Origin of the sequence: Asaia krungthepensis NRIC 0535 (genome assembly GCF_025995175.1) — a bacterium.
Lineage (GTDB): Bacteria > Pseudomonadota > Alphaproteobacteria > Acetobacterales > Acetobacteraceae > Asaia > Asaia krungthepensis.
The window spans coordinates 60,433-84,502 of the sequence record NZ_BAPV01000008.1 but is presented as its reverse complement, the minus strand read 5'-3'; the positions used below and the strand labels follow the sequence as shown (position 1 = coordinate 84,502).

Below are 24,070 nucleotides of genomic sequence, written 5' to 3'. Positions count from 1 at the left end.
TCGGGTCTGACAGGACAATGCTCAAGAGGAGTTTGGAACATGGCGGAAATCACTGCTGCCCTCGTTCGTGACCTGCGCGAGAAGACCGGCGCCGGCATGATGGACTGCAAGAAGGCTCTTACGGAAGCTGCTGGCGACATGGATGCCGCCATTGACTGGCTGCGCGCCAAGGGTCTGTCGCAGGCTGCCAAGAAGTCGGGCCGCACCACGGCTGAAGGCCTCGTGGCCGTTGCTTCGGGCAAGAACAAGGCCGCCATGGTCGAAGTCAATGCCGAGACCGATTTCGTGGGTCGTAACGAAGCCTTCCAGGCATTCGTCGAGTCCGTGGCCCACGCTGCGCTCGAGGCCGGTGACGACCTCGACACCCTGTCGCAGGCCAAGCTGCCCACGGGCCGTACGGTTGCCGAAGAGCTGACACACCTGATCGCCACGATCGGTGAGAACATGTCGCTGCGTCGCGCCAAGGTTCTGACGGTTCCTTCGGGCATCGTTGCTTCCTATGTCCATGGCGCGCTGCGTCCGGGCGTTGGCAAGATCGGCGTTCTCGCCGCTGTCGAAGCTCCTTCGGAATCCGAAGCCCTGCTGACACTGGGCCGCCAGATCGGCATGCATGTTGCCGCAACGCGTCCGGCTGCTCTGGAAGTTGCCAGCGTCGATCCGGAAGCTCTGGAGCGCGAGCGCCAGGTTCTGATCGAGCAGGCTCGTGAATCCGGCAAGCCGGAAGCCATCATCGAGAAGATGATCGAAGGCCGTATCCGCAAGTTCTATGAAGAAGTCGTTCTTCTTGAGCAGGTCTGGGTGCATGACGGCGAAACCCGCGTGTCCAAGGTTGTCGAGAAGGCCGGCGCCAAGCTGATCGCTTTCGAGCGGTTCCAGCTCGGCGAAGGCATCGAGAAGGAAACCAGCGATTTCGCCGCCGAAGTGGCTGCTGCCGCTGGCGCCTGATCGTCTGATCGCGCCTCAAAACGGGCGCGGCGCATGAATTTCGAGTGCGCCGCGATCGTCCTCTCCGCCCGCTGCTACGGCGAGGGCGGGGCGGTCGTCCATCTCTTCACTGAAGAGCATGGACGCATTGCCGGTCTGGTGCGTGGCGGCTCGTCACGACGTCAGGCCGCACTCTGGCAACCGGGCAATCTGATACTGGCTCGCTATGCCTCCCGCCTGTCCGACCAGCTCGGGCATCTGAGCGGTGAGATGGTGCAGGAAACAGCCGTCAGGCTTCTTGACCGCCCTTTACAACTCGCTCTGGTTCAATCTGCGGCAGAACTTGCCGACGCAGCCCTCCCGGATCGAGAGCCTCATCCCGATTTTTTTCTGCAAACCGTGCGCGATCTGGCGGCATTCTGCGTGTTGGCCGATCCTGCACCTGTCGTCGATTATGTACGCTGGGAAACGGCTCTTCTGGCGACGCTGGGCTATGGGCTCACGCTCGATAGCTGTGCCATTTCCGGGGATACAAGCGATCTCGCCTTTGTTTCTCCCCGGACGGGACGTGCCGTGAGCCGATCGGCTGCGGGCGTCTGGGTCGATCGTCTCCTGCCTCTGCCCCGCTTTCTGACATTGCAAGGCGCTGAATATGAGGGAGATGACCCCGCTGCCTGGGCCGCGGGCCTCACACTGACTGGGCATTTCCTCTCCCGACACTTGTTCGGAGCGCGCCACAAGCCTGTGCCTGGCGCCCGTGAACGGCTGGAGCAGCGTGTGCGGGCGCTGGTCGAGACGCAAATAGCCGCAGCACAGAGCAACGATGCGGTCACCCCGTCCCAGCGGGACGATGCTTCCTCCTGATACAGATCTGCCTGAGCGTGCCCTGACAGAAGACACCCAGACACAGGGCATTTGGGCAGAACCCTCAGACGGGAATGCTCATCTGGAGAGGGCGGCTCTCTCGCGTTCCATCACAAGGGCGAACAGCATGTGGGGTAGAGTGAGCGCAGCCAGGAGCTGGAAGGTAAGCGCCAGCAGGCGCTCGGGGATCGTCCCTGTATAGAGCGGGTAGAGCGCTGCCCCGATGGCAAGCGTTGCGATCGTCAAAGGCATGGCATGGCGCATGGCTGACGCCTGCGAGACAAGCCGTGGCCAGGTCGGGTCCCTGATTAGCGATCCAACATGGGCCGGAGCGTGCTGAAAGACGAAATAGATCATGAAAGCCTGGAGCGGCGGAAGTGCAGCAAACAGTGCAAGCAATTCGATCAGCGCGAAGACCCTTCGGAACCGCTCTCGAGCAGAGGCTGCCCCCAGCCAGGCGCTTGCGGCGAGACACCAGACCGGGAACATCCAGACAAGCCATGCCGGTGGCATGTCCAGCCGTGACGGGGGCGCCATGGCGCTCAATAACAGGGCGGTGGCGTCTGGATGAAAAACGCTGGGCAGGATCAGGGGAGCGCCGCCGAGCACAAGAAGGGCGGGCAGGGCGTTGCTGCCTTCTCGCATCTCCGTGCCGAAATGCCACAGCGAGAGCGCGAGAAAGACGTTGAGCGTGGCGATCGGGAAGAGCCGCCATGAGAGTAATACGAGCAGCACCAGCAGCAGATAGGGCAGGGCAAAGACAGGAAACCAGAGCGGCCCGAAGGACGGACGCAGTCTCTGCCGTGCCATTTCGCCGTCAAGCGCCCCATGCGGTAGACCGAAGAGGATGATCACGGCCAACGCCATGATCGTATTGCCCAACCAGAGCGCGGCACCGCAGGAAAGCGCGACACAGCTCCAGTAAAGCAGATTGAACCTGTTGAGCGGCCCGATAGTGGTCAATTGTGCCATACCGGGCCTTGCGCCTTCAGATCGTGGTCAGCTTGCGATCATCGCTGAGACTCAGGAAGCCAAACCCCACCTTGGCGAGGACATCGGTGATTGCGATGATCAGCACGCTGGCATAATCCGGCACGATGCCGAGCCCGTCCGGAGAGAGGGCGAGAATGATCGGGTAGATCATCCAGAGCACCGACAAGATGGCGGCGCTGCGCAGATAGGCGCTCTGCACTTCCGGGCGCTCGAGGCGATTGGCCTGAAGCTGCGACACCCAGATGACGTAGTAGACGCCCAGAAAAGCGACGCAGGACAGGACAAACCAGATCCAGCGATCAATCACGTTTTCAGACGCGCTGAAGGCGAAGGCCGTGATGATCATGATCACATCCGCCGCAACAGCGCCCAGCAGAAGGTCGGCACGCTTGCGCCCGCGAAACATGCCGAGGAAACCGAGGCCGACCAGCAGAAGCGGCGTGGTGAACACCCAGTCGATATAGCGGCCAAACCAGAAAATCCGGGTCGTGCTGGCGGCGCCAGCGAGAGTGGCATCGGTGGGCAGGAGAACAGCACCCTGACCGGTTGCCATGGCCACGTAGAGGCATCCCGCGATGATGGGCACGATGCCATGGGCGAGGCTCATCACCCCTTCGGCTTCCGTGCGCCTTTTGCCCAGGAGAAGCAGGGCCGTGCCACCGGCAAACATGATCAGGGCCGTCAGCCAGAGAACCGTCAGGGTCATATTCGCAGTCTTTCACGAGAAGAGGAGAGCGATGAACGGCGGTTGACACATAAAGTTGTAAATCGATTATATTGACATCATCCATTCCCGTCTGCGCCCCGCGACAAGACCATGGCGCCCTCCCATGGTGGGGGCGTGCATCGTGCCGATGGGGCAGAGCGCAAACGGGAACAAAAACGGGGTATTTGCACTGGACAGGGCGCGCTCCCCCGCCTTATCTGCCCTGAAACGAAAGGGCGTCGCATGAGTCAGGATCTGGCAGGTCATATCGAGGATACCAAGCTCGCCGACGCGCTGAGCGAGCGCTATATCGCCTATGCCATGTCGACCATCATGGCGCGTTCACTGCCCGATGTGCGCGATGGAATGAAGCCGGTGCACCGGCGCATTCTCTACGCCATGCAGCAACTCAAGCTGGACCCGACCGCCGGTTTCAAGAAATGCGCCCGTGTGGTCGGTGACGTGATCGGTAAGTTTCACCCCCATGGTGACGCCGCCGTCTATGAGGCACTGGTCCGTCTCGCGCAGGACTTCGCCGTGCGGTATCCGCTGGTCGAGGGGCAGGGTAATTTCGGCTCGATCGACGGCGATAACGCAGCAGCCATGCGTTATACGGAGTCCCGACTGACGGCTGTGGCCAAGGCCCTTCTCGAGGGGATCGAGGATGACGCGGTCGATTTCCGACCCACCTATGACAATGAGGACGCCGAGCCCGTCGTTCTGCCGGGGGCTTTTCCAAACCTGCTAGCCAATGGCGCGGCTGGCATCGCGGTCGGCATGGCCACCAGTATTCCGCCGCATAATGCCGCCGAGATCTGTCGCGCCGCGCGCCATCTGATCGAGAACCCGCAGGCGCCCGTTGAAGCCTTGATGCAGTTTATGCCGGGCCCAGACTTTCCCACCGGTGGCGTGCTGATTGAAGACCCCGCGAGCATGGTCACAGCCTATGAGACGGGGCGCGGCAGCTTTCGGACCCGCGCACGCTGGGAAGTAGAACAGGGGCGTTTTGGCACCTGGACCGTGATCGTGACCGAGATCCCCTATCAGGTGCAGAAATCACGCCTGATCGAGCAGATCGCGGAGCTGATGGAGCAGAAGAAACTGCCGCTCCTGGCCGATATACGCGATGAGAGCACGACCGATATCCGTCTGGTTCTGGAGCCCAAGACCAAGGGGATCGAGCCGGAAGTGTTGATGGAGACGCTTTTCCGGGTCACGCCGCTCGAGAGCCGCTTCAGCCTGAACATGAACGTTCTGGATGCCAATCGTGTGCCTCGCGTCATGGGGCTGCGCGAGGTTATCCAGTCCTGGCTCGACCATCGAGAGATCGTCCTCGTGCGTCGCTCTCAACATCGCCTGAACGCGGTCGAAAGGCGTCTGGAGATCCTCGAGGGCTTTCTGGCCGTCTATCTCAATCTCGACGAGGTCATCCGCATCATCCGTGAAAGCGACGAGCCCAAGCCCGAATTGATGCGTGTGTTCAGCCTGACCGATCTGCAGGCCGAATATGTGCTCAACATGCGATTGCGCTCGCTGCGCCGTCTCGAGGAAATCGAGATACGCAAGGAGCGCGATGCCCTGCTGAAAGAGAAATCGGGGCTTGAGGGCCTGCTGGGCAGCGAGCGCAAGCGCTGGACGCGCATTGGCAAGGAACTCGATGCGACGGCTGCCAGCTTCGGCGAGGGCGCGCTCGGGACGAGGCGTACGCAGATTGCCGCGCCCCCTGCACCAATCGATCTGAGCGCGGCCATACAGGTCGATCGCGAACCCCTCACCGTGCTGCTGTCACGAGAGGGCTGGGTGCGCGCCATCAAGGGGCATGGGATCGATCCCGAGAGCCACAAGTTCAAGGAGGGAGATGCGTTCGGCCTGTCTCTCGAATGTCAGAGCACCGAGCGTCTGTGCCTGCTCGTGAGCGGTGGGCGCGCCTTCACGCTCAAGGCGGCCGACCTGCCGCGCGGCCGTGGTTTTGGCCAGCCCATACGCGTTCTGGCCGATTTGCCTCAGGATGAGGAGATCATTGCCTTCTTCACGCTTGACGGGAACGGGCGTCACGTTCTGGCCAGTGAGTCCGGACGTGGCATGATCGTGAGAGACGCCGATCTGGCGGCCGAAAAGCGTACGGGCAAGCAGGTATTGACCTTGCGTGACGGTGATCGGGCGGCGTTCTGCGTGGCGGTGACCGGTGATCTGATCGTGACCATGGGGAGCAACCGTAAGGCACTGAGTTTTGCGGTAGAAGCCCTGCCGGAATTGACCAAAGGTATGGGTGTGACCATCCAGAAGCTCCCCGCAGGCGTCAGACTTGTCGAGCTGCGTCTGTTCAGCCGGGAGCCGGGGCTCGTCTGGCATGAGGGACAAAAACCCCGCAGCGAAGCCGATCTGGCGGTCATTGCAGGCAAGCGCGCCGATCAGGGCAAGGCTGCTCCTCAGTGGATGACCCGCAAGGCTCCCGCGCGAAGCTGATCAGTATCGCTCGCTCGCAGCGTTGTCCGGCAGGGCAGCGCCATCGGGCGACTGGTCGGGCGCTGGCTGCATGGTTGTCAGAGGATCGAATTTCGGCGCTCCGGGTGTTGCCGAGCCCGACAGGGGAGCGGCCTTTGTTCCGTGTTGATCGGCCAGACGGTGCCATTGTCCCGCTCTCAGGATCTCGGCGGGTTGGAAGCGCGATTTGTATCCCATCTTGACACTGCCCGGCACCCAATAGCCGAGATAGAGATAGGGCTTGCCGCGGCTAGCAGCCTCGGCAACGAGCCACAGGATCGATGCGGTCCCAAAGGACCGGTGCGGGTCATCCAGGCAGTAGAATGTATAAACCGCGGACAGCCCATCAGAGAGTATGTCGACGAGGGACACACAGACCAGTCTGCCTTCGCGGGTCCGGAACTCGAACACGCTCGTCTCGACCGGGCTGGTTTCGATCATCGACTGATAATCATCCAGTCCCATCAGCGCCATGTCGCCATCGCCATGGCGATGCTCCTGATAGGCGCGAAACAGCTCATATTGCTCTTCAGTGGCGATGATCGGCCGTTCGGTGACCACGAGATCCGCGTGGTCGCGTCGCACACGTCGCATGGTACGATCGGGTCTGAAGGCGAGAACCGGCAGGCGTATGGGAATGCAGGACTGGCAGTTGCTGCAGACGGGCGCGTAGACGATGCCGTGACTGCGGCGGAAGCCCGCGCGTGAAAGCCGGTCATGCAGCTGATCAGCTTCCACCCCCGAGAGCTCGGTCATGACCTTGCGTTCGGTGCGACCGGGCAGATAGGGGCAAGGTGAGGGCTCGGTCGTGTAGAAGAGCTGGGGTCGATGCGCGGACATAACCACCCTTTCTCTCCTTCACTCAAAGGGCGTACCGAGCGGCGGCGGCCCATTATTCACCTCAGAGGCCCGTTTTTCGGGGGCCGATCTCAACGCAAGCACTCAAGCCCTGCAAGGCCGCCGATCCGGTCCTGACTGACCGGGCCGTATGAGAGGACGGCGCCGCGAAATCGGCCAGCCTTTCTGTCGAACCGCGATCGTCGCCTCTGCCCGACGCGTCCCGGACGCCCTCCGCATCCAGACCATGCCCATAACCCTTGCGGCCCCTTTCGGGCCGTGGGGCCCGTGGACGAGCAGGATGCGCCTTTCTTCCATATTTTATGATGAATTTCAGAGTTGCAAGGTGCCGGTCTTTGAATTTCGCTCGAATACGCTAACGTTATGAATGATGAGCTGGCCTGTAACCCTGTTCGATGCCTTCATGATCCTGCTTCGGTTGGGTCTGGCGGTGGCGGTGACCCTTCACGTTCTGAGAACGAAACAGAACACGGCGGCATGCGCCGGTTGGATCGGGGTGAGCTGGCTCATGCCGATTTGTGGTGCGCTGCTCTATCTCATGTTCGGGATCAACCGCGTTCGGCGTCTAGCCCGGCGTCTGGTGAGCGATCATCACTGGCGCGGTCGCGGCATGGCCTATTCCGCGCAGATCCGGCTCAAGGGAGAGTTCGCGCCTCTGGCACGCATGATCGGCAAGCTGACCGAGCGTCCCCTGCTGGGGGGCAATGCCATCATCTGTCTGCATGATGGCGACAACATCTATCCGCGCATGCTCGACGATATCGCCTCTGCGCGGGTTTCGATCCTGCTCTGCTCCTACATCTTCCGCGATGACCGCATCGGTCAGCAATTCGTGGAGGCGCTCGCCGCTGCCCAGAAGCGCGGTGTGGCGGTGCACGTTCTGGTGGACGGCATTGGCGGCGGGTACTTCATGAGCGGTATCCACAAGGCCCTGCGGGCACGCGGCATCGCCTGCGAGCGCTTCATGCACTCGCTCTGGCCCTGGAAGATGCCGTTCATCAATCTGCGCAATCACCGCAAGATGCTGATCGTGGATGGCCGTGTCGGCTTCATGGGGGGGCTGAATATCGGCGAAGAGAATCTGCGCCGACTGCGGATCAAGCATCCTGTCGCAGATACGCATTTCAGGCTGGAGGGGCCGGTCGTTCATCAGCTGAGCGAGGCTTTCGCCCGGGACTGGTCCTTCACATGCGGCGAGCAGCTCGACGGGGCGGTCTATTTCCCGGAGCTTCAACGTCAGGGCGAGATCCCGATGCGGGTGGTGACGTCAGGACCCGACAATGATCTGGAGAAGATCGAATTCTCCATGCTGCAGGCGATTGCGCTGTCGCGTCATTCCGTTCGCCTCATGACGCCCTATTTCCTGCCCAATGAACGGCTTGTTTCCGAGCTCTGCCTCGCCGCGCTGCGCGGCGTCAGGATCGATATCATCCTTCCTCGGCGCAGCAACCACCGCCTGATCGATTATGCGCGCGATGCGAGTCTGGCGCCCTTCCTTCAGGCCGGCTGCCATATCTGGATGAATCGCCCTCCCTTCAACCACGCGAAACTGCTGGTAGTGGATGATTCCTGGTCCTTCGTCGGAAGCAGCAACATCGATGCGCGCAGTCTGAGGCTCAATTTCGAGATCAATCTCGAGATCTACAGTGAATCGGTGGCGCAGGAACTGGCCGTGTTCATGGAGAGCCATCGCTCAGGTCGGCTAACCCATCATGCCCTCGACAGCATGAACGCGTGGCGGAAGATACGAAACGCCTCTGTCAGACTGTTCATGCCCTATCTTTGAGCCGCCTGCGGTCTGCCAGCCGTTGAAAAAAGGCGCGATGGGCATCAGGGGCGTCCAGACGCAGGGTGACGCTTATGGGATGATGGTCCGAGCTCTGATTGGGCAGGACCGAACTCCGCAACGGGGTCATGTTGCGTACGAGGCAACGATCGAGCCTGATCGGCAGGATGTCCGCCATGCGATGGGTCGGCTCACGCGGGCCAACGTCGCGAAACCCGGGCAGGAGGGTTGGCCCGACCAGATTGAAATCACCCATGACGAGCGCGTGGGGGCGCAGGATGGGGGCGATGCGGCGCAACTGGCGGCGATTGAGGATTTGTCCGTGAGACAGATGCACATTGGCGATGGAGAAGGATCCGAAATCGATCAGCTGCGCGGTCCGTTTAACGACCAGCCCGGAAGGAAGCGCACAGGAGATCGGGGCTCGCCTGAAAGCAAAGCGGCTCCAGCAGGCCGTTCCGTGAATGCGGTCGGGCAAGGGGATACGAGCGTAATGGCCGCCCAGGATGGAGGGCAGGCGATCGAACGTCCCAACGGCCTCCTGCATCAGGAAAATATCTGGCTGCAGGCTGCGCGCAAGATCGACCACTTCATCCAACGGCGCGCCCACGGCGCGAAGCAGGTTCCAGCTCAGAATCGTAAAACTCTGTCCCAAATGAGGTACAGATCTGTCCTGTATTGGTTGAAGAGGCGATTCTTGGGAGAGAGCCAGGCTCATTGCACCAGTTTCTTTTCGGTCTGATAGGCGCCGCGCGCGAATTCAGTTGTCAGTGTATAGCCCACGCCGAGCAGCACAGGCCCTAGGAAAATGCCTAATCCGCCCAATGTGACGACGCCGCCCAGCACTCCCAGTACCGTGAGCAGATAGGGAAGCTGTGCACCGCGCGCGATGAAGGCAGGGCGGATGATATGATCTGCGCCAGAGATGAAGACGATGCCGTACCCGGCAAGGAAGAGCCCCCATCCCAGGTGATGATGGAGTGCGAGCCAGATCGCAGCGGGAGCCCAGACCAGCGGCGCCCCGACCGGGAAAACCGCAACGAAGGCGGCCACACCCCCCAGAAGCACGGGAGCGGGAACACCCGAAATGAAAAGCCCGATCGACGTCAGGACGCCCTGGACGATGGCCGTGCCCAGAATGCCATAAACCGTGCCACGAATGACCCCACCGATGATCGTGATCAGCCGATCCGCATAGGTGCCGGTGATGCGCGTCAGCACCGCCTTGATGACCCGGCCTAGCGAGTCGCCGCTGATCCAGAAAAACAGGGCGATGAACAGGGCCATCACGAGTTCCGCCAGCCCGCTTGCCATCTGCATCAGGGCCTTCAGGGCGTAGCGCGCGATTTGCCCAGCATAGGGGTGCAGCGCCTCGCCCAGTCCGCGTACGTCGTGGCTCCAGTGCAGATAGGCATTGGAGAGCTGTGGGCCGAAGGCAGGCAGGGAAGCCAGCCAGCTCGGCGTGGGATGAGTGCGCCCGAGCGCCTCGATCTCGGCGTTGATCCCGCCAATGATCAGCGGCAGATCGGCAATGCCGGTCGAGGTGAGAAGGGCGAGTGGCATCACGATGGCTATGGCGCTTCCTACCATCATCACGACCGCCGCCAGGGAGGGGCGCATATGCCGACGCAGACGCTTGAAGAGGGGCCATGTCGTGAATGTAAGAATGGCTCCCCACAGAATGGCGGAGAGAAAAGGCCATAAGACCACGCCGCAGCCATAAGCGACGCCAAGCAGGAGCAAGCCAAGCATGATGCGTTCGGTCGTCACGAAATCTCCCGTCGCCGCCTTTGGCACCAGTTGACCGGATAGTCGTTCTGGCTGCTATCGTGCGGTTCTCAACCCGTTCTTGCAAGGTCTGCCCATGACGCTGAAACCCCTCATCGATGCGCAGACCCTGTTGACGCTGCCAGCGCGTCGCTACCGTTTCCTCGACGCCTCGATCCTGCTCCCCGGGCAGGAGGGCGATCCTGAAGCGGATTTCAAGGAGTTAGCGCTTCCGGGCGCCATTCGTTTCCGGATCAACGAGATCTGTGATCAGGGCAACACCCTGCCGCATATGGTGCCGGGACCTGCGCTCTTCGCCGATTTCATGACGGCGCATGGCATCGATCGTGAGACAGGGCTGGTATTCTATGACCGTGCTGGCAGCATCGGGGCGTGTCGCGCTCATTGGATGGCTGATCTCTTCGGTCATGACTGTGCCCACGTGCTCGATGGGGGGCTGGCGGCCCTGCAGCAAGCGGGTATCGCCCCCGATGCCCTCCCTGAACCGGCGCCGCATTCGGACACTGCTTATCGAACGCGTGCCCGCTATGCCCGTCTCGCCGGAAAGGGCGATGTGCTTGCCGCGCTTGGGGATCCGGATCGCGTGATCCTCGATGCACGAAGTGCGGGGCGGTTTCACGCCCGTGTCGCTGAACCGAGGCCGAACACGCGTGGCGGGCATATGAGAGGGGCAGTCAATCTGCCTTACGGAGACGTGCTCGATGCCGAAGGGTATTTCCTGCAGCCTGAGGCGCTTGTTGTGCGTTTGGCGGCCTGCGCAATCGGCGCGAGGCAGGTCATCACCAGTTGCGGCTCAGGTTTGACAGCCGCCACGCTGACCATGGCGCTTCGTGTTGCGGGGCATGCGCCCGGGCAGCTTTACGACGGGTCCTGGGCAGAATGGGGAAGCGACCCCACTCTCCCCATCGAGACCTCATAGGAGACTGAACAGAGTGGAAAACACCGCAAAGCAGGTTACTTCTGGCTGGAAGCGCCTGTCCTCCCTCCTGGTTCAGGGTGGTCGCCCGGAGCCGACACCGCAGGAGGGAAGTTTCGTCAATGCCCCGGTCACGAGGGGTTCGACCGTGCTCTTCCCCTCGCTGGATGCCATGAAGGAGCAGGGGCTGCGCAGCCACGAGCATGAGCTCATCTATGGCGCCATGGGTTCTCCCATTCAACACGAGCTCGAGAAGCTGATTGCGCTGATCGAGGGGGGAACGCATACACAGGTGGTTTCCTCGGGCCTCGCCGCCTGTACCCTGCCGCTGCTCGCTTTTCTGAATGCGGGCGATCATCTGCTTTTGCCTGACTCGGTTTACGGGCCGACGCGGCGTTTTGCCGGAACCATGCTTGCGCGCATGGGTATCGAGACAACCTATTACGCACCTCTGGCCGATGAAGAGGCCTTGCGTGGCCTGTTGCGTGACAATACGCGCGTCATTTTTGCGGAGAGTCCCGGGAGCCATACTTTCGAAGTTCAGGATATTCCGATGCTGGCGCGCGTGGCCCATGAGCATGGTGCGCTGCTGATGCTCGATAACACCTGGGGGATCGGTATTTTCCAGCCTTTCCGCCACGGGGTGGATGTGTCGATCCAGGCCCTCACCAAATACCCGGCGGGACATTCCGATGTGATCGCCGGAGCGATCACGGTCGCCGATGGCGCGCTCTGGAAGGATCTGCGTGATTCAGCCATCCAGATCGGCCAGCTAGCCGGGCCGGACGAATGCTGGCTGACGCTGCGTGGATTGCGCACCATGGCCGTACGTCTGGAGCGGCAATCGGCCTCGGCGCTGCTGGTGGCCCAATGGCTGCGAGGTCGGCCGGAAGTGGCAAAGGTACTTCATCCCGCCTTCGAGGAATGCCCGGGTCACGAATTCTGGGCACGTGATTTCGAGGGCGCAAGTTCACTCTTCGGCGTTGAGTTACGCGCTGATCTCTCGGTTGCGGCGATGCGTGACATGATCGATGCGCTTGCATTATTCGGTATTGGTGCGTCCTGGGGCGGGTATGAAAGTCTCGTTCTTCCGACCACTGGCGGGGTGAGGCGCTCGCTGCCGAACGCCATGCCGGAGGGGCCGAGCTTTCGCCTGCATATCGGGCTGGAAGACCCGAATGACCTGATCGCCGATCTCGAGGGCGGTATGGAAGTGCTCCGCGCCTCGGTAGCGGGCTGACGTTTCAGCGAAGCCGGAATCCCAGGGCCTCGCGCAGATGCGGGGCCTCCACATCGGTAGCGTGGTCGAGATCGGCGATGCTGCGTGCGACGCGTAGCAGCCGTGTCAGACCGCGCGCAGAGAGGCGGAGTTTCGTCCCTGCCTCGCTGACCAGCGTGCGGGCATCGGGACTCAGAACGATGTCGAGGGCACTGACCTGGGCATTGGGAACGCCCTGTCGGGCGATCTGTCTGGCGCGGGCGGCCACAACACGTGCCCGGACGACCGCGCTTCTCTCCCCTGAGGGAGCGGTTATCATGTCGAGCGGGGAGACCGGGGTGACGAAGAGCGAGAGGTCGAGCCGGTCCAGCATCGGGCCTGATAGTCTTGCTTTATACTCTTCCCCGCATTGAGGAGCCTTGCGACACGCCCGTTCCGCATCGCCCAGATAGCCGCAGCGGCACGGATTCATGGCCGCGATAAACTGGAAACGGGATGGGTAGAGCACCGTCTGCCGCGTACGGGCGACAGTAATCACCCCTGTTTCGAGGGGCTGACGCAGGGATTCGAGACAGGCGCGGGAAAACTCCGGAAGCTCGTCAAGAAACAGCACCCCGTTATGGGCAAGGCTGACTTCCCCGGGACGCGACCGCGCACCGCCACCGACAAGGGCGGGCAAGGTCGTGGAGTGATGCGGCGCACGAAAGGGCGGCTCGGTGATAAGTGTGCTGCCTGTGGCCTGACCGCCTAGACTGTGAATGCGGCTGCATTCGAGTATTTGTTCATGGATCAGGTCAGGCAGGATTGAGGGCAGACATTGCGCGAGCATGGATTTTCCTGCGCCGGGCGGGCCCGACATCAGGAGGGAATGCCCCCCGGCGGCCGTGATTTCGAGTGCGCGCCGCCCCATATCGAGACCCTTGATGGTCGACAGATCAGCCCCTTGCGGTGTGGGGGGCACACGTTCCAGTTCGGGCGCCGGCAGGACATGGTCACCGTTAAAATGACTCAGAAGGTCACGCAGGCTCCTGGGGGCGAGAATATCGAGCGCATCGCTGGCCCAGCGTGCCTCCTGCGCCTGTGGGGCGGGGCAGATCAGGCCCAGCTGAAGCCCGATCGTCTCAAGCGCTGCCGAGAGTACACCCCCTGTGGCCTGCAAGCGGCCATCCAGCGATAATTCGCCGATTGCGGCATAGGCGCTTATCGCTTCGTGCGAGAGAATCCCCATGGCGGTCATGATGGCCAGTGCGATGGGCAGATCGAAATGCGAGCCTTCCTTCGGAAGGTCAGCGGGCACCAGATTGATCAGTATGCGCTTGGGCGGCAGGGCCAGGCCCAGGGCACCAAGGGCAGCACGGACGCGTTCACGAGCCTCACCCACTGTCTTGTCTGGCAGGCCCACGATCACGAAAGCGGGCAGGCCTGAGGCAATCTGGATTTCGACGGTGACCGGAATGGCGTCGATGCCCGCAAACGCGAAGCTCTGGATACGGGCGATGGAAGAGGAAACGGTCACGGCACCAACGAATGATCAGGAACAGAAAATTCTGTTCCTGATCATTACTAGCGGTGCATCAATAATTCATCAAATTACTTCAGCGCTGATAGATCAGCCTGGCGCGCATGGTGCCTTTGAGGTCGCGCAGGCGGTTCAGCAGACGTGTGTCGAGTTCACTATCGGGGCTCGCATCGGTTTCCACCACCACATAGCCGACCTCGCCATCCGTCTGCAGATATTGCGCGACGATGTTGCAATCCTCGCTCGAGAAGATCTCGTTGATCTGGCGCATGATGCCGGGGCGGTTTTCATGCACATGCATGAAGCGTGTGCCGCGGGGGCGCTCGGGCAACTGAACAGGGGGGAAATTCACTGCGCCCAGCGTGGAGCCGACATCGGAATACTCGACAAAACGTTTGGCGACTTCCACGCCGATACGCTCCTGAGCTTCCATGGTCGACCCCCCGATATGGGGGGTGAGAATGACGTTGGGCAGGCCCTGAAGCGGTGAGACGAAGCTCTCTCCGGCGCCCTTGGGCTCTTTCGGGAACACATCCACGCCGGCACCCATCAGATGGCCGTCGCGGAGCGCAGCGGCGAGCGCCTCGATATCCACCACCGTGCCGCGTGCATTGTTCAGCAGAATCGAGTTCGGCTTCATGGCCCGGATTTCGGCCTCGCCAATCATGTCCTTGGTCTGTTCGGTCTGCGGTACATGCAGGCTGACGATATCGGACTGGGCCAGCAGGTCATTCAGCGTGTCGACCGGGGTAGCATTGCCATGAGGCAGCTTGTCCACCGTGTCGTAATAGATGACGCGCAGGCCAAAGGCCTCGGCCAGAACGGAGAGCTGCGAGCCGATAGAACCATAGCCGACAATCCCCAGCGTCTTGCCGCGAACTTCCCAGGCATTGACGGCGGATTTGTCCCAGCCACCGGCATGGCATTGCTCGGAGCGCGACGGAATGCGTCGCAGGAGCATCACGATCTCGCCCATGACCAGTTCGGCCACCGAGCGCGTATTGCTGAAGGGAGCGTTGAAAACGGGAATGCCTGCCATGCGTGCTGCGTTGAGATCGACCTGATTGGTTCCGATGCAGAAACAGCCGATCGCCATCAGGCGGTCAGCAGCCTCGATCACCGGTGCCGTGAGTTGCGTGCGTGAGCGGATACCCACCATATGCACGCCTTTCAGAGCCTCTGACAGGGCCTCGCCCTCGAGCGCCGTCTTCACACAGGTCACCTGCTTGTAGCCCTGGGCGGCAAGATGCTGGGCGGCGCTTTCATGAATGCCTTCGAGCAGAAGGATGCGAATGCGGTCTTTGGGGAGAGAAAACGAGGCTTCCATGTCTGGCTCCTGTCAGCGGCGCAAATCCGAAAAGCGGTGCTAGCCCATACGCGGGTCAGGGGGAAGGGCGAAGACTGGCGATGGCCTGGGAGAGAAGCACCTTGTCCCCGCAGGCCAGCACCGTGCCGTCGCTTTCCAGCGTCAGAGGGGCGCCTTGCCAATCCGTCATCACGCCCCCCGCGCCGGTGACCACGGGTACAAGTGCGGCCCAGTCCCACGGCTTCATGGTGCATTCGGCGATCACGTCGATCTGCCCCAGAGCGAGCAGCCCGTAACCATAGGCATCGCCGCCCCAGCTCGTGCGCCGCGTGGCCGCCTTGAGAGCGGCGAAACGTGCATCGAAAGGCGGGATCAGCATGTCTGGCGAGGTGCAGGAAAGCTCTGCCGCGCCCAACTCCGGGCAGGATCTCGTGCCGACGATGCCGGGCAGCGTGCTGGACTCGAAGCGCGTCGTCTCGCCTTCCACGCCGATCCATCTTTCGCGGGTGAGTGGCTGATCGATGATGCCAAGAACAGGCTTGCCACGCCAGAAGAGCGCGATCAGCGTGGCAAAGCTGGGGCGGCCCGTGATGAATGCGCGTGTCCCATCGATTGGGTCCAGCACCCAGACGAATTCTCCCTCGATGCCGGAAAGGCCGAATTCCTCTCCGAGGATCGCGTGGTCGGGATGGGACTGCGCGATCATGCTGCGCATTGCTGTTTCCGCCTCGCGATCGGCGCGTGTGACCGGGCTCTCATCGCTCTTGTCATCCACCGTCAGCCCTGACCGGAAATGGGGGGTCACGGCGTGACGGGCGGCATCGGCGCAGGCGAGCGCGGTTTGCAGACAGATGGCGAGATCGGGCAGCGGTGACATGGCAGGCAATCCGGAAAGGGAAGGGGCCAGAGAAGACGGGCGCCCCTCGCGTGACGGGGGCAGCAACGCGCCGATTGACGCATCCTGGGGGGTGCGGCATGTCTGGCTCTGCGCTGCGACCTTCACAAGACAAGCGGAAAGCCTGCTTCTACCTCATGAACCCCATCATCGTCATCCCATCGCGTCTTGCCTCGACGCGCCTGCCAAACAAGCCGCTGGCGGAAATCGACGGCGCCCCCATGATCCTGCATGTCGCGCTGCGTGCCAAAGCGGCCTCACTCGGTCCCGTTCTCGTCGCGTCCGGAGATCAGGCGATCCTCGATGCGCTGGCAGGGCACGGGATCGAGGGCATTCTGACCGATCCCGCGCTCCCGAGTGGGTCTGACCGGGTTCATGCCGCCCTGCGTGATCATGACCCCAAAGGGCTCCATGATGTCGTGATCAATCTTCAGGGGGATCTGCCTCTGATAGCGCCGGACAGCATTGCTTCCGCTCTGATGCCCGTGGCGCAGGAAGGGTTCGATATCGGCACGCTCGTCGCCCCGGTCGAGACAGAGGAAGAGGCTGAGCGCAATTCGGTCGTGAAGGCCGCATGCGCCTTTACGCCAAATCGGCCTGTGGCCCGTGCTCTTTATTTCTCGCGTCAGCCTGTCCCTTGGGGCACGGGGCCTCTCTGGCATCATATCGGCGTCTATGCCTGGCGTCGCGAGGCGCTGGCGCAATTCGTTTCCCTGCCCCCATCGCCGATGGAGCAGAGGGAGTCGCTGGAACAATTGCGTGCGCTCGAGGCTGGTATGTCGATAGGCTGTGTGGCGATTGACGAAGCGCCGCTTGGCGTCGATACGCCTGAAGATCTCGTCCGTATCCGTCAGGCGCTCCGTTCATGACACAGATCATTGCTTTTCAGGGGCGCCCCGGCGCCTATTCCGATCTCGCCTGCCGCATTGCGCGGCCGGGCTGGGAAACGCTCCCATGCCCGACATTTCAGGCTGCTATCGATGCGGTGCGTGAGGGGCGCGCGACACTCGGGATGCTTGCTTGCGAAAATTCGCTGGCTGGCCGCGTGCCGGAAATTCATGCCCTGCTGCCTGACGCAGGGCTGCCGATCATTGGCGAGCACTTCCAGCGTGTCGAGCATTGCCTGATCGCTCTTCCCGGGACGAAGCTGGAAGAGGTCAGGCGCGTTCACACCCATCCTGTGGCGCTGGGGCAGATACGCAATCTGCTTCGTGAACTCGAAGTCGAGGCGTGTTCCGCCTTCGACACGGCCGGGGCAGCGGAGATGATCCTCAAATGGCAGTCGCGTGAAGACGCCGCCATCGCGTCCTCGCTCGCGGCCGAACTGAACGGGCTGGAAGTGCTGCGCGCCAATGTGGAAGACGCTGCGCATAATACGACACGCTTCTATCTTGTGGCGCGTGAGGCAGCCTGGCCCGCCGCCGATGCCGAACGTGTGATGACAACACTTGTTTTTCGTGTGCTCAATCGTCCGGGCGCTCTCTATGAAGCGTTGGGCGGCTTTGCCGAGAGCGGGGTGAACATGACCCGTCTCGAGAGCTATATGAGCCCTGGCACACTGACAGCCACTGGGTTTCTGCTCGATGTCGAAGGCCATCCGGAGCAACCTGCTCTGCGTCGCGCCCTGACGGTGCTCGAGGGGTGCAGCGAAAATATTGCCATATTGGGTGTCTATCCGGGCAGTCCGTCCCGCTATCCGGAATAGGGACGCGCGCCGCGATATCCATTTGACAGCGGCGTTTAGAGTTCTATTTAGCAGCAGATTCGATCAACGCGGCAGGTGAGGCAACATGGCACGGAACAAGGATTTCAAGGGGTCTCTGACCGCGCTGCTGACGCCTTTTCGCGAAGACGGGACGGTCGATCTGGCTGCCCTGGAACGCTTCATCGACTGGCAGATCGATCAGGGTACGGCAGGACTAATCCCGGCAGGGACCACCGGTGAGAGCCCGACCCTGACCCATGACGAGCATGGTTTGGTCGTTGCGCATACGGTCAAGGTGTCCGGCGGTCGCGTGCCGGTCATGGCCGGTGCAGGTTCGAACAGCACGCATGAGGCGATCGGCATGGCGCGTCATGCCAAGGCGGTCGGTGCCGATGCCTTGCTGGTTGTCGCGCCTTATTACAACAAGCCGACGCAGGAAGGGCTGTATCAGCATTTCATGCTGGTGGCCGATGCGACCGATCTGCCACTTTACGTCTATAACGTGCCGGGACGTTCGGTTGTCGAAGTCCTTCCGGAAACCATGGCGCGTCTAGCCCAGCATCCCAACATCGTGGGCACGAAGGATGCGACAGCCAATCTGTCGCGCCCGTTGCAGCTTCGCGCCTTGTTGGGGGACACACCGTTCACGCTTCTGACGGGTGATGACGGAACCACCGTTTCCTTTCTCGCCGCAGGCGGTACGGGCTGCATCAGCGTGACAGCAAATATTGCACCACGCCTTTGTGCCGACATGCATGCAGCCTGGCAGGCTGGCGATGTGGCCAAAGCGATGCAGATCCAGCAGCGCTTGACCCCGCTTCACGATGCCATGTTCTGCGAGAGCAATCCCGGCCCGGTAAAATATGCAGCCTCACGACTGGGCCTCTGTGAAGCGACCGTGCGTCTGCCGCTCTGCGAACCGGGCGCGGCCTCGCGCGCTGTCATCGACGAGGCCATGAAGAAAACCGGCCTGTCAGGATAAAAAGTGGCTGAAAAGAAGAAATCCGGTCTCATTTCGCACGGCATCGCCGCGCAAAATCGTAAAGGCCGGTTCAATTACACCATTCTCGAAACCGTTGAGGCAGGGCTGGTCCTGAAAGGGCCAGAGGTAAAGAGCCTGCGTATGGGGCGCGCCGCCATCAACGAGGCTTATGCTGGCGAACGCGACGGCGAGATCTGGCTGTTCAACTCCTATATCCCGGAATACCAGGGCGGGGTGCTGTCGCGTTTCGACACGCGCGCGCCACGCAAGCTGCTTCTGCACAAGAAGCAGGTGGCGCATCTCCTTGGCGCTGTCTCGCGCGCCGGGGCGTCACTCGTGCCGCTGGATGTGCATTTCAACGCACGCGGCCGCGCGAAGCTGACGCTCGGCTTGGGGCAGGGGCGCAAGAAGGAAGACAAGCGCCATGCTATCGCCGAGCGCGACTGGCAGCGGGACAAGGCGCGCCTGCTGCGCAGTAAGGGCAAGGATTTCTGAGTTGGCAGCGTCTCACGTCTGAAGACATAGAGTGCTCGAGGTTATCGTCAAAAAGCCATCTCTTATCCGGGGTGGCTTTTTTCATGCCCGGTTTACAGCGCATCTACAGTCCGCATACCATGCCCGCACCTCTCGCGTCAGTTTTTCCGAGATGATACCCAGCCTTGGCACTCGACCCATTTTGTGCGGCGAGGGCTGTGGCTCGTAGGGGTCCATAGTACGCGGTCATCGCAATGGCTCGTTCATAGGCAGGTGACGGGAAGCTGAGGGTCACGCTAGCAACGAATTAGCCATTCTTACTGCCGTGCATAAGTGAGCGCGTTCACTGACTGCATCTATCTTTTTAGATGATGAAGGCTGGCAGCTGCATCTTCAGGGGGCGTGTGGTCCTCGATGGAGATGGGCTTGGTATGGTAAGCGTACCCGATGGTTGAGACAGAACGGTCTGACGGCTCCGCTGGCATATGCGACGGAGCGCAGGGCTCAGCGTGGTGTCGCTCTCGAGGCGACCGCTGCCAGATAGGAAAGTGCGGCCGCGCTGTGAGTCGCTCGCCCCCTGCATTGTGGGCGGTGAATTGAGCGCGTGTATCTCATGGAGCGACCCTGATCGGTCATTCTCAAAGCGATTCATACAGGAATCGCGCGCCATCCTATAGGGACAGCGAGTTCTTCGCCTTCTTTGCCCGCTCCTCAGGCAATCGAATGCAGGGATCGCGTGTGAGCAGCATATAGCAGACTTCGTTCGCGGCGCCGCCGAAAGCAGGGATCACGGTACGACAAGCTGAGGTACAATCCACAAGCTGAGGCACAATCTGCAGCGATCGAAATTTGGACACAAAAAAACCCGGCACGGCGGCCGGGTTTTTTCGGGATCAGAAAGCTGATCAGGCGATGTTGATGTCGGCTGCTTCCGGACCCTTCTGGCCCTGAACAACCTTGACGTCGACAGCCTGGCCCTCGTTCAGGCCGGAGAGGCCCGAGCGCTCGAGAGCGGAAGCATGGATGAAGATGTCCTTGCCGCCATTTTCCGGCGTGATGAAGCCGAAGCCCTTGGTGGCATTGTACCACTTAACGATGCCACGAAGGTCCTGGGCCTGGGACAGGTCAGGGGCCGGACGAGCCGGACGACCACCGCCGAAAGCGGGGCGCGGTCCAGCCGGGTTGAAAGCAGCGCGCGGACGCGGGGCCTCAGCCGTGCTCGTGTCGACGTTGAGGACCTCGGCGACCTGACGACCCTTCGGACCCTGGCCGATGCGGACGTTCAGCGTGGTGCCCGGGTTGACGCTGGTATGGCCAGCGGTGGACAGCGCATTGGCGTGCAGGAAAACGTCACCCGATCCATCAGCGAGCTCGACAAAGCCGAAGCCCTTTTCGCTGTTGAACCACTTGACGCTGGCACCCACTTCCGGGCCAGACGCCAGAACCTGCGGGCCACCTGCAGGAGGACGACGATTTTGCATCCCGCCGCGGTCACCGAAGGAGGGTGTCATGAAATCGTCGTCGAATCCGCCGCGGCGCGGGGAACGTGGGCTGCGGTCGGTACGGTTGCTTCTCAACGGTCTAATCCCGAGATCTGAGCGGTGATCCATCTGCGTGAGAATCACCAGTGTTGTAAGTCGAAACGGTGTGCACGGGCCTGCCGGCTGAGACGGAACGGGCGATGTCCACAAGGGGTTTCATCAAGACCCTAACACGGTTTTTTCCGACTATGCCACTGGAAAACGTGGCTCGATTACCACGATCTTCTTCATATCGCGTTTTTATGAGGGGATAGTCTACCAGTTCCGATGCAGCTCTGTTCTCAGATGCGTGGAATGGGATATGGTGACGGCCTATTATTTCGGAAGGGGATGGAATTGCGCTGTTCAAAGTCGCGCTGGCCGAGAGCCAGACAGGTAACGACCGGCTCGCTCTCGATTGTCGGTCTTGCGCTGGCCAGCGCGGTTGCCGCCCACGCCACACCGAAGCAGGATCCCTACGGTACCTGGACGCTACAGGGCGAAAACGACGCCGTCTCGACGTTCAAGGGAACATCCGACCAGTATTATACCTCGGGTCTGCGTTTCAACTGGACCTCGGGCACCGATAATCTGCCCAAGCCCTTTGCCGATGTGAACCGATTCCTCCTTGGTGACGGCGTGCAGCGTGTAAGCCTGGGCGTCCAGCAGCTCATCTATACCCCGCGTGACACGCAGCTCGCCCAGCCGCTCCAGGGTGATCGCCCTTATTCGAGCCTTCTTCTGGGTACGGTCAATTTCATCAATGACACTGATCTGTCGCGCAGTGTGGCGGGTATCCAGTTTGGTGTGATGGGACCTGCTGGTCTGGGTCGCCAGTTGCAGAATGGTTTTCATGGGGCGATCGGCGACACCAAGAATCGTGGCTGGCACACCCAGCTTCAGAACCAGCCGATCTTCCAGATCCAGGCCGGGCGTATCTGGCGTCTGCCGATTGTCAATCTTTACGGTATCAGCGCCGACGTGCTGCCTGCTGTTTCGGGTGCAGCGGGTGATTATCGTACCTATGCCGATGCAGCGGGCACGTTCCGTATCGGTCAGGGCCTTGATAGCGATTTCGGTAATGCGACCATCGGGCCGGGGCTCGACGGCACGGATGCGTTCGTCGCGACCCGTCCCGTTGCCTGGTATCTGTATGGAGGCGTCGAAGGTCAGGCTGTCGCTTATGACTCCACCCTTCAGGGCAATACTCTTCGGTCGAACTCTCCTCATGTCAGCAAGACCTGGGATGTCGGCATGATTCATGCCGGTCTCGCGGTCATGTGGCATGGCGTGCGCCTCTCTTACAGCCAGAACTGGCAGACGGCGCAGTTCAAGACTGCCAAGGCAGGCCTGTTCAACTATGGCTCGCTCAAGCTCTCGGTCAAGTTCTGAGGGCAATGGCTCAACTGGTTTGGCCATCTTAAAAAAGGCCCGGTTACCTGATGGTAACCGGGCTTTTTTTGTTCGATCTCCCGGGCAAGTCGGGCCACAGTTCGGGGAGCACCTGCGGTCGAAGGCTACAGTTCAAAGATAATCGGGCGTCGGTATGCCTAGCAGATAGCCTTGCACCTCTTCGCAGCCGTAGGAGTCAAGAAAAGCCATCTGGCGCTCGGTCTCGACCCCTTTGGCGCAGCATGAGATTCCGAGGCGGCGCGCCATCTGGATGGTCTGACCCATCACTTCATTCACACGGCGGTCGTCATTCAGGCGTTGCATGAAGGAGCGATCGAACTTGATCTGATCGACCGGGAAATTGGCTAGCCGCTCCAGCGATGAGTAACCCGCGCCGAAATCATCTAAGGCGACATGCACGCCAAGCGCCCTGAGGCGGGATAACTCCTGATAGGCGATATCCCGTGGCCCGAAAGAGCGTTTCTCCGAGAGTTCGATCTGCAGTCGACTCGGTTCTAGCCCCGTTTCCTCGAGTATGGTCTCCACCATTCCAGAAATCAGACGCTTGGCGAGCCATGTGGGCGAAATATTCACACACACGCGCAACGGGTGGCTCCAGCCGACCGCCGTTTCGCATGCGGCACGTAGGGCCCATTGATCAAGTCTCTCAATAAGCCCACCATTTTCGGCACACTGGATGAAGACATCCGGAGGAACCTGCCCCGAGCCCGGGCGCTCCCAGCGCAGCAAGGCCTCCAGCGCCACGACGGTCTGGGTACCGGGTGAGATGATGGGCATCCAGTTCAGGGAGAGTTCGCTGCGCTCGACAGCCAGCGCCAGATCGCGTTCGAGTCCCGATGTGCCAATCAGCGCTGCAGTGCTGATCGGTGACGCCCGCCTCTCATGAGCGCCACCATGACGACGTATTTCCGCGATGGCAGCATCGACTGCCTGCAAAAGGGATGCGGCGTTGGCACCGTCATCCGGGAACAATGCCCAACCAATTGAGAAAGCCGGTTGTATTTCGCCGTTATCGATCTGGATCGGGGGGCTGAGCGCCTGGCGAATACTCGCTATCAGGGTACGTGAGGTCACCAGCGAAAGCCCGGGAGGCGAGACGACGATGATATTGCCTCCACCGGCATAGCCGAGAAAGGCCTGCCCCGGGAGGATGGTCCTGACACGGCTGATCGCCTCATCGATGACCCGGTTCGACGTCGCCCACCCGTGGCGCAGGTTGAGCGTATTCAGCTGATCGAGATCGATTTCAAGCACTGAGAAACTTGCCTTGCGCGTCTCGCAGGACGTGGTCTCGATCAGGCTCGTAATATGCGCGGCGCAAAGCCCCCGATCAGGCAGGTCCGGTCGTCGCGTTTGCAGCGTTTGGTTGACCAGGATGGTCCGGGCACATACGGCAAGGTAGGGTGCCAGCTCGCGCAGCTCGCTCTCCGATACAGAGAAGGGAGCTTTCGCAAGCAGGGTAAGGTCATTATCGAGACTGATGCCGAAGTTATGCCCCGTTTCTGTCTTTTCGAGGTAAAGGTCGCCTGCGTCGCATACGGCTCTGACACATGCCGCCGTGACCTCGCAGTCGCTGCTTCCATCGCTCGCGATCTCGATAAGCTCGCCCGCACTGTCAAACCCGCGAATGCAGATTGAGGAGGCGCTCAACAGCCGTCGTGCGATTTCGAGGATCGCAGTATGTGGCTGGAGCTGGGTGATCGGTGACATGTCGCCTC

At 61.3% G+C, this 24,070-nt stretch carries 21 protein-coding genes; 11 read left to right on the top strand and 10 right to left on the bottom strand.

What is annotated here, in order from left to right:
* Positions 1-39: 39 nt before the first annotated feature.
* Together tsf and recO are read left to right on the top strand one after the other, a co-directional pair.
* Positions 40-945, top strand: a complete 906-nt coding sequence (gene tsf / locus AA0535_RS05920; RefSeq protein WP_264815002.1) for a translation elongation factor Ts — start codon at positions 40-42, stop codon at positions 943-945.
* 33 nt (positions 946-978) lie between these two features.
* A complete protein-coding gene (recO, locus tag AA0535_RS05915) occupies positions 979-1,788 on the top strand; it encodes a DNA repair protein RecO (RefSeq protein ID WP_264815000.1) in 810 nt (269 codons plus the stop codon).
* A 78-nt stretch (positions 1,789-1,866) separates the two neighbouring features.
* Here recO and AA0535_RS05910 read toward each other — a convergent pair whose 3' ends face one another.
* Both AA0535_RS05910 and AA0535_RS05905 read right to left on the bottom strand, forming a co-directional pair.
* Positions 1,867-2,760, bottom strand: a complete 894-nt coding sequence (locus AA0535_RS05910; RefSeq protein ID WP_264814997.1) for a Brp/Blh family beta-carotene 15,15'-dioxygenase — start codon at positions 2,758-2,760, stop codon at positions 1,867-1,869.
* 16 nt (positions 2,761-2,776) lie between these two features.
* Positions 2,777-3,487, bottom strand: a complete 711-nt coding sequence (locus AA0535_RS05905; RefSeq protein WP_264814994.1) for a bacteriorhodopsin — start codon at positions 3,485-3,487, stop codon at positions 2,777-2,779.
* A gap of 243 nt (positions 3,488-3,730) precedes the next feature.
* Here AA0535_RS05905 and parC point away from each other — a divergent pair, with 243 nt between their 5' ends.
* Positions 3,731-5,953 (top strand): DNA topoisomerase IV subunit A, encoded by a 2,223-nt coding sequence (parC, locus tag AA0535_RS05900; RefSeq protein ID WP_264814991.1) that lies wholly within the window; start codon positions 3,731-3,733, stop codon positions 5,951-5,953.
* On the opposite strand, the gene AA0535_RS05895 is transcribed toward parC, so the two are convergent.
* Entirely contained in the window at positions 5,954-6,811 is an 858-nt protein-coding gene (locus tag AA0535_RS05895) for an arginyltransferase (protein WP_306310224.1), read from the bottom strand.
* A 385-nt stretch (positions 6,812-7,196) separates the two neighbouring features.
* Between AA0535_RS05895 and AA0535_RS05890 the strand changes: the two genes are divergently transcribed.
* Entirely contained in the window at positions 7,197-8,615 is a 1,419-nt protein-coding gene (locus tag AA0535_RS05890) for a phospholipase D-like domain-containing protein (protein ID WP_264814990.1), read from the top strand.
* On the opposite strand, the gene AA0535_RS05885 is transcribed toward AA0535_RS05890, so the two are convergent.
* Entirely contained in the window at positions 8,599-9,270 is a 672-nt protein-coding gene (locus AA0535_RS05885) for an endonuclease/exonuclease/phosphatase family protein (RefSeq protein ID WP_264814989.1), read from the bottom strand. The two genes, AA0535_RS05890 and AA0535_RS05885, sit on opposite strands and share 17 nt — an antisense overlap.
* A gap of 59 nt (positions 9,271-9,329) precedes the next feature.
* A complete protein-coding gene (locus AA0535_RS05880) occupies positions 9,330-10,385 on the bottom strand; it encodes an AI-2E family transporter (RefSeq protein ID WP_264814988.1) in 1,056 nt (351 codons plus the stop codon).
* A gap of 94 nt (positions 10,386-10,479) precedes the next feature.
* On the opposite strand from AA0535_RS05880, the gene AA0535_RS05875 reads away from it, so the two are divergent.
* On the top strand, positions 10,480-11,322 hold the full coding sequence (locus AA0535_RS05875; RefSeq protein ID WP_264814987.1) for a sulfurtransferase: 843 nt from the start codon (positions 10,480-10,482) through the stop codon (positions 11,320-11,322).
* Positions 11,323-11,335: 13 nt separating this feature from the next.
* Positions 11,336-12,559 (top strand): cystathionine beta-lyase, encoded by a 1,224-nt coding sequence (gene metC, locus AA0535_RS05870; protein WP_373319285.1) that lies wholly within the window; start codon positions 11,336-11,338, stop codon positions 12,557-12,559.
* Positions 12,560-12,563: 4 nt separating this feature from the next.
* Here the strand turns inward: metC and AA0535_RS05865 are convergent, their stop codons facing one another.
* The 3 genes from AA0535_RS05865 to AA0535_RS05855 form a co-directional block, all read right to left on the bottom strand.
* Positions 12,564-14,054, bottom strand: coding sequence for a YifB family Mg chelatase-like AAA ATPase (locus AA0535_RS05865; RefSeq protein ID WP_264814985.1), 1,491 nt, complete (start codon positions 14,052-14,054; stop codon positions 12,564-12,566).
* Positions 14,055-14,133: 79 nt separating this feature from the next.
* Positions 14,134-15,384 carry a phosphoglycerate dehydrogenase gene (gene serA, locus AA0535_RS05860; protein WP_264814984.1) on the bottom strand — a complete coding sequence of 417 codons (1,251 nt, stop codon included), beginning with the start codon at positions 15,382-15,384 and terminating at the stop codon, positions 14,134-14,136.
* Positions 15,385-15,439: 55 nt separating this feature from the next.
* Positions 15,440-16,240, bottom strand: a complete 801-nt coding sequence (locus AA0535_RS05855; protein WP_264814982.1) for an inositol monophosphatase family protein — start codon at positions 16,238-16,240, stop codon at positions 15,440-15,442.
* Positions 16,241-16,395: 155 nt separating this feature from the next.
* Between AA0535_RS05855 and AA0535_RS05850 the strand changes: the two genes are divergently transcribed.
* The 4 genes from AA0535_RS05850 (at position 16,396) to smpB (ending at position 19,440) form a co-directional block, all read left to right on the top strand.
* A complete protein-coding gene (locus AA0535_RS05850) occupies positions 16,396-17,127 on the top strand; it encodes a 3-deoxy-manno-octulosonate cytidylyltransferase (protein WP_264815024.1) in 732 nt (243 codons plus the stop codon).
* On the top strand, positions 17,124-17,963 hold the full coding sequence (locus AA0535_RS05845; protein WP_264814981.1) for a prephenate dehydratase: 840 nt from the start codon (positions 17,124-17,126) through the stop codon (positions 17,961-17,963). Before AA0535_RS05850 ends, AA0535_RS05845 begins: the two co-directional genes overlap by 4 nt.
* Before the next feature lie 85 nt (positions 17,964-18,048).
* Positions 18,049-18,945, top strand: coding sequence for a 4-hydroxy-tetrahydrodipicolinate synthase (gene dapA / locus AA0535_RS05840; protein WP_264814980.1), 897 nt, complete (start codon positions 18,049-18,051; stop codon positions 18,943-18,945).
* A 3-nt stretch (positions 18,946-18,948) separates the two neighbouring features.
* Positions 18,949-19,440, top strand: a complete 492-nt coding sequence (gene smpB / locus AA0535_RS05835) for an SsrA-binding protein SmpB (protein ID WP_264814979.1) — start codon at positions 18,949-18,951, stop codon at positions 19,438-19,440.
* 884 nt (positions 19,441-20,324) lie between these two features.
* Here the strand turns inward: smpB and AA0535_RS15725 are convergent.
* Positions 20,325-20,996, bottom strand: a complete 672-nt coding sequence (locus tag AA0535_RS15725; protein WP_304500893.1) for a cold-shock protein — start codon at positions 20,994-20,996, stop codon at positions 20,325-20,327.
* A 294-nt stretch (positions 20,997-21,290) separates the two neighbouring features.
* On the opposite strand from AA0535_RS15725, the gene AA0535_RS05820 reads away from it, so the two are divergent.
* Positions 21,291-22,331 (top strand): lipid A deacylase LpxR family protein, encoded by a 1,041-nt coding sequence (locus AA0535_RS05820; RefSeq protein WP_373319284.1) that lies wholly within the window; start codon positions 21,291-21,293, stop codon positions 22,329-22,331.
* A 132-nt stretch (positions 22,332-22,463) separates the two neighbouring features.
* Here the strand turns inward: AA0535_RS05820 and AA0535_RS05815 are convergent, their stop codons facing one another.
* Positions 22,464-24,062 (bottom strand): GGDEF domain-containing phosphodiesterase, encoded by a 1,599-nt coding sequence (locus AA0535_RS05815; RefSeq protein WP_264814978.1) that lies wholly within the window; start codon positions 24,060-24,062, stop codon positions 22,464-22,466.
* Positions 24,063-24,070: the final 8 nt, after the last annotated feature.

Coding starts and splice junctions, on each gene's coding strand:
- tsf (WP_264815002.1), top strand. CDS start 40: ATGGCGGAAATCACTGCTGCCCTCGTTCGTGACCTGCGCGAGAAGACC.
- recO (WP_264815000.1), top strand. CDS start 979: ATGAATTTCGAGTGCGCCGCGATCGTCCTCTCCGCCCGCTGCTACGGC.
- AA0535_RS05910 (WP_264814997.1), bottom strand. CDS start 2,760: ATGGCACAATTGACCACTATCGGGCCGCTCAACAGGTTCAATCTGCTT.
- AA0535_RS05905 (WP_264814994.1), bottom strand. CDS start 3,487: ATGACCCTGACGGTTCTCTGGCTGACGGCCCTGATCATGTTTGCCGGT.
- parC (WP_264814991.1), top strand. CDS start 3,731: ATGAGTCAGGATCTGGCAGGTCATATCGAGGATACCAAGCTCGCCGAC.
- AA0535_RS05895 (WP_306310224.1), bottom strand. CDS start 6,811: ATGTCCGCGCATCGACCCCAGCTCTTCTACACGACCGAGCCCTCACCT.
- AA0535_RS05890 (WP_264814990.1), top strand. CDS start 7,197: ATGATGAGCTGGCCTGTAACCCTGTTCGATGCCTTCATGATCCTGCTT.
- AA0535_RS05875 (WP_264814987.1), top strand. CDS start 10,480: ATGACGCTGAAACCCCTCATCGATGCGCAGACCCTGTTGACGCTGCCA.
- serA (WP_264814984.1), bottom strand. CDS start 15,384: ATGGAAGCCTCGTTTTCTCTCCCCAAAGACCGCATTCGCATCCTTCTG.
- AA0535_RS05855 (WP_264814982.1), bottom strand. CDS start 16,240: ATGTCACCGCTGCCCGATCTCGCCATCTGTCTGCAAACCGCGCTCGCC.
- AA0535_RS05850 (WP_264815024.1), top strand. CDS start 16,396: ATGAACCCCATCATCGTCATCCCATCGCGTCTTGCCTCGACGCGCCTG.
- AA0535_RS05845 (WP_264814981.1), top strand. CDS start 17,124: ATGACACAGATCATTGCTTTTCAGGGGCGCCCCGGCGCCTATTCCGAT.
- dapA (WP_264814980.1), top strand. CDS start 18,049: ATGGCACGGAACAAGGATTTCAAGGGGTCTCTGACCGCGCTGCTGACG.
- AA0535_RS05820 (WP_373319284.1), top strand. CDS start 21,291: ATGGAATTGCGCTGTTCAAAGTCGCGCTGGCCGAGAGCCAGACAGGTA.
- AA0535_RS05815 (WP_264814978.1), bottom strand. CDS start 24,062: ATGTCACCGATCACCCAGCTCCAGCCACATACTGCGATCCTCGAAATC.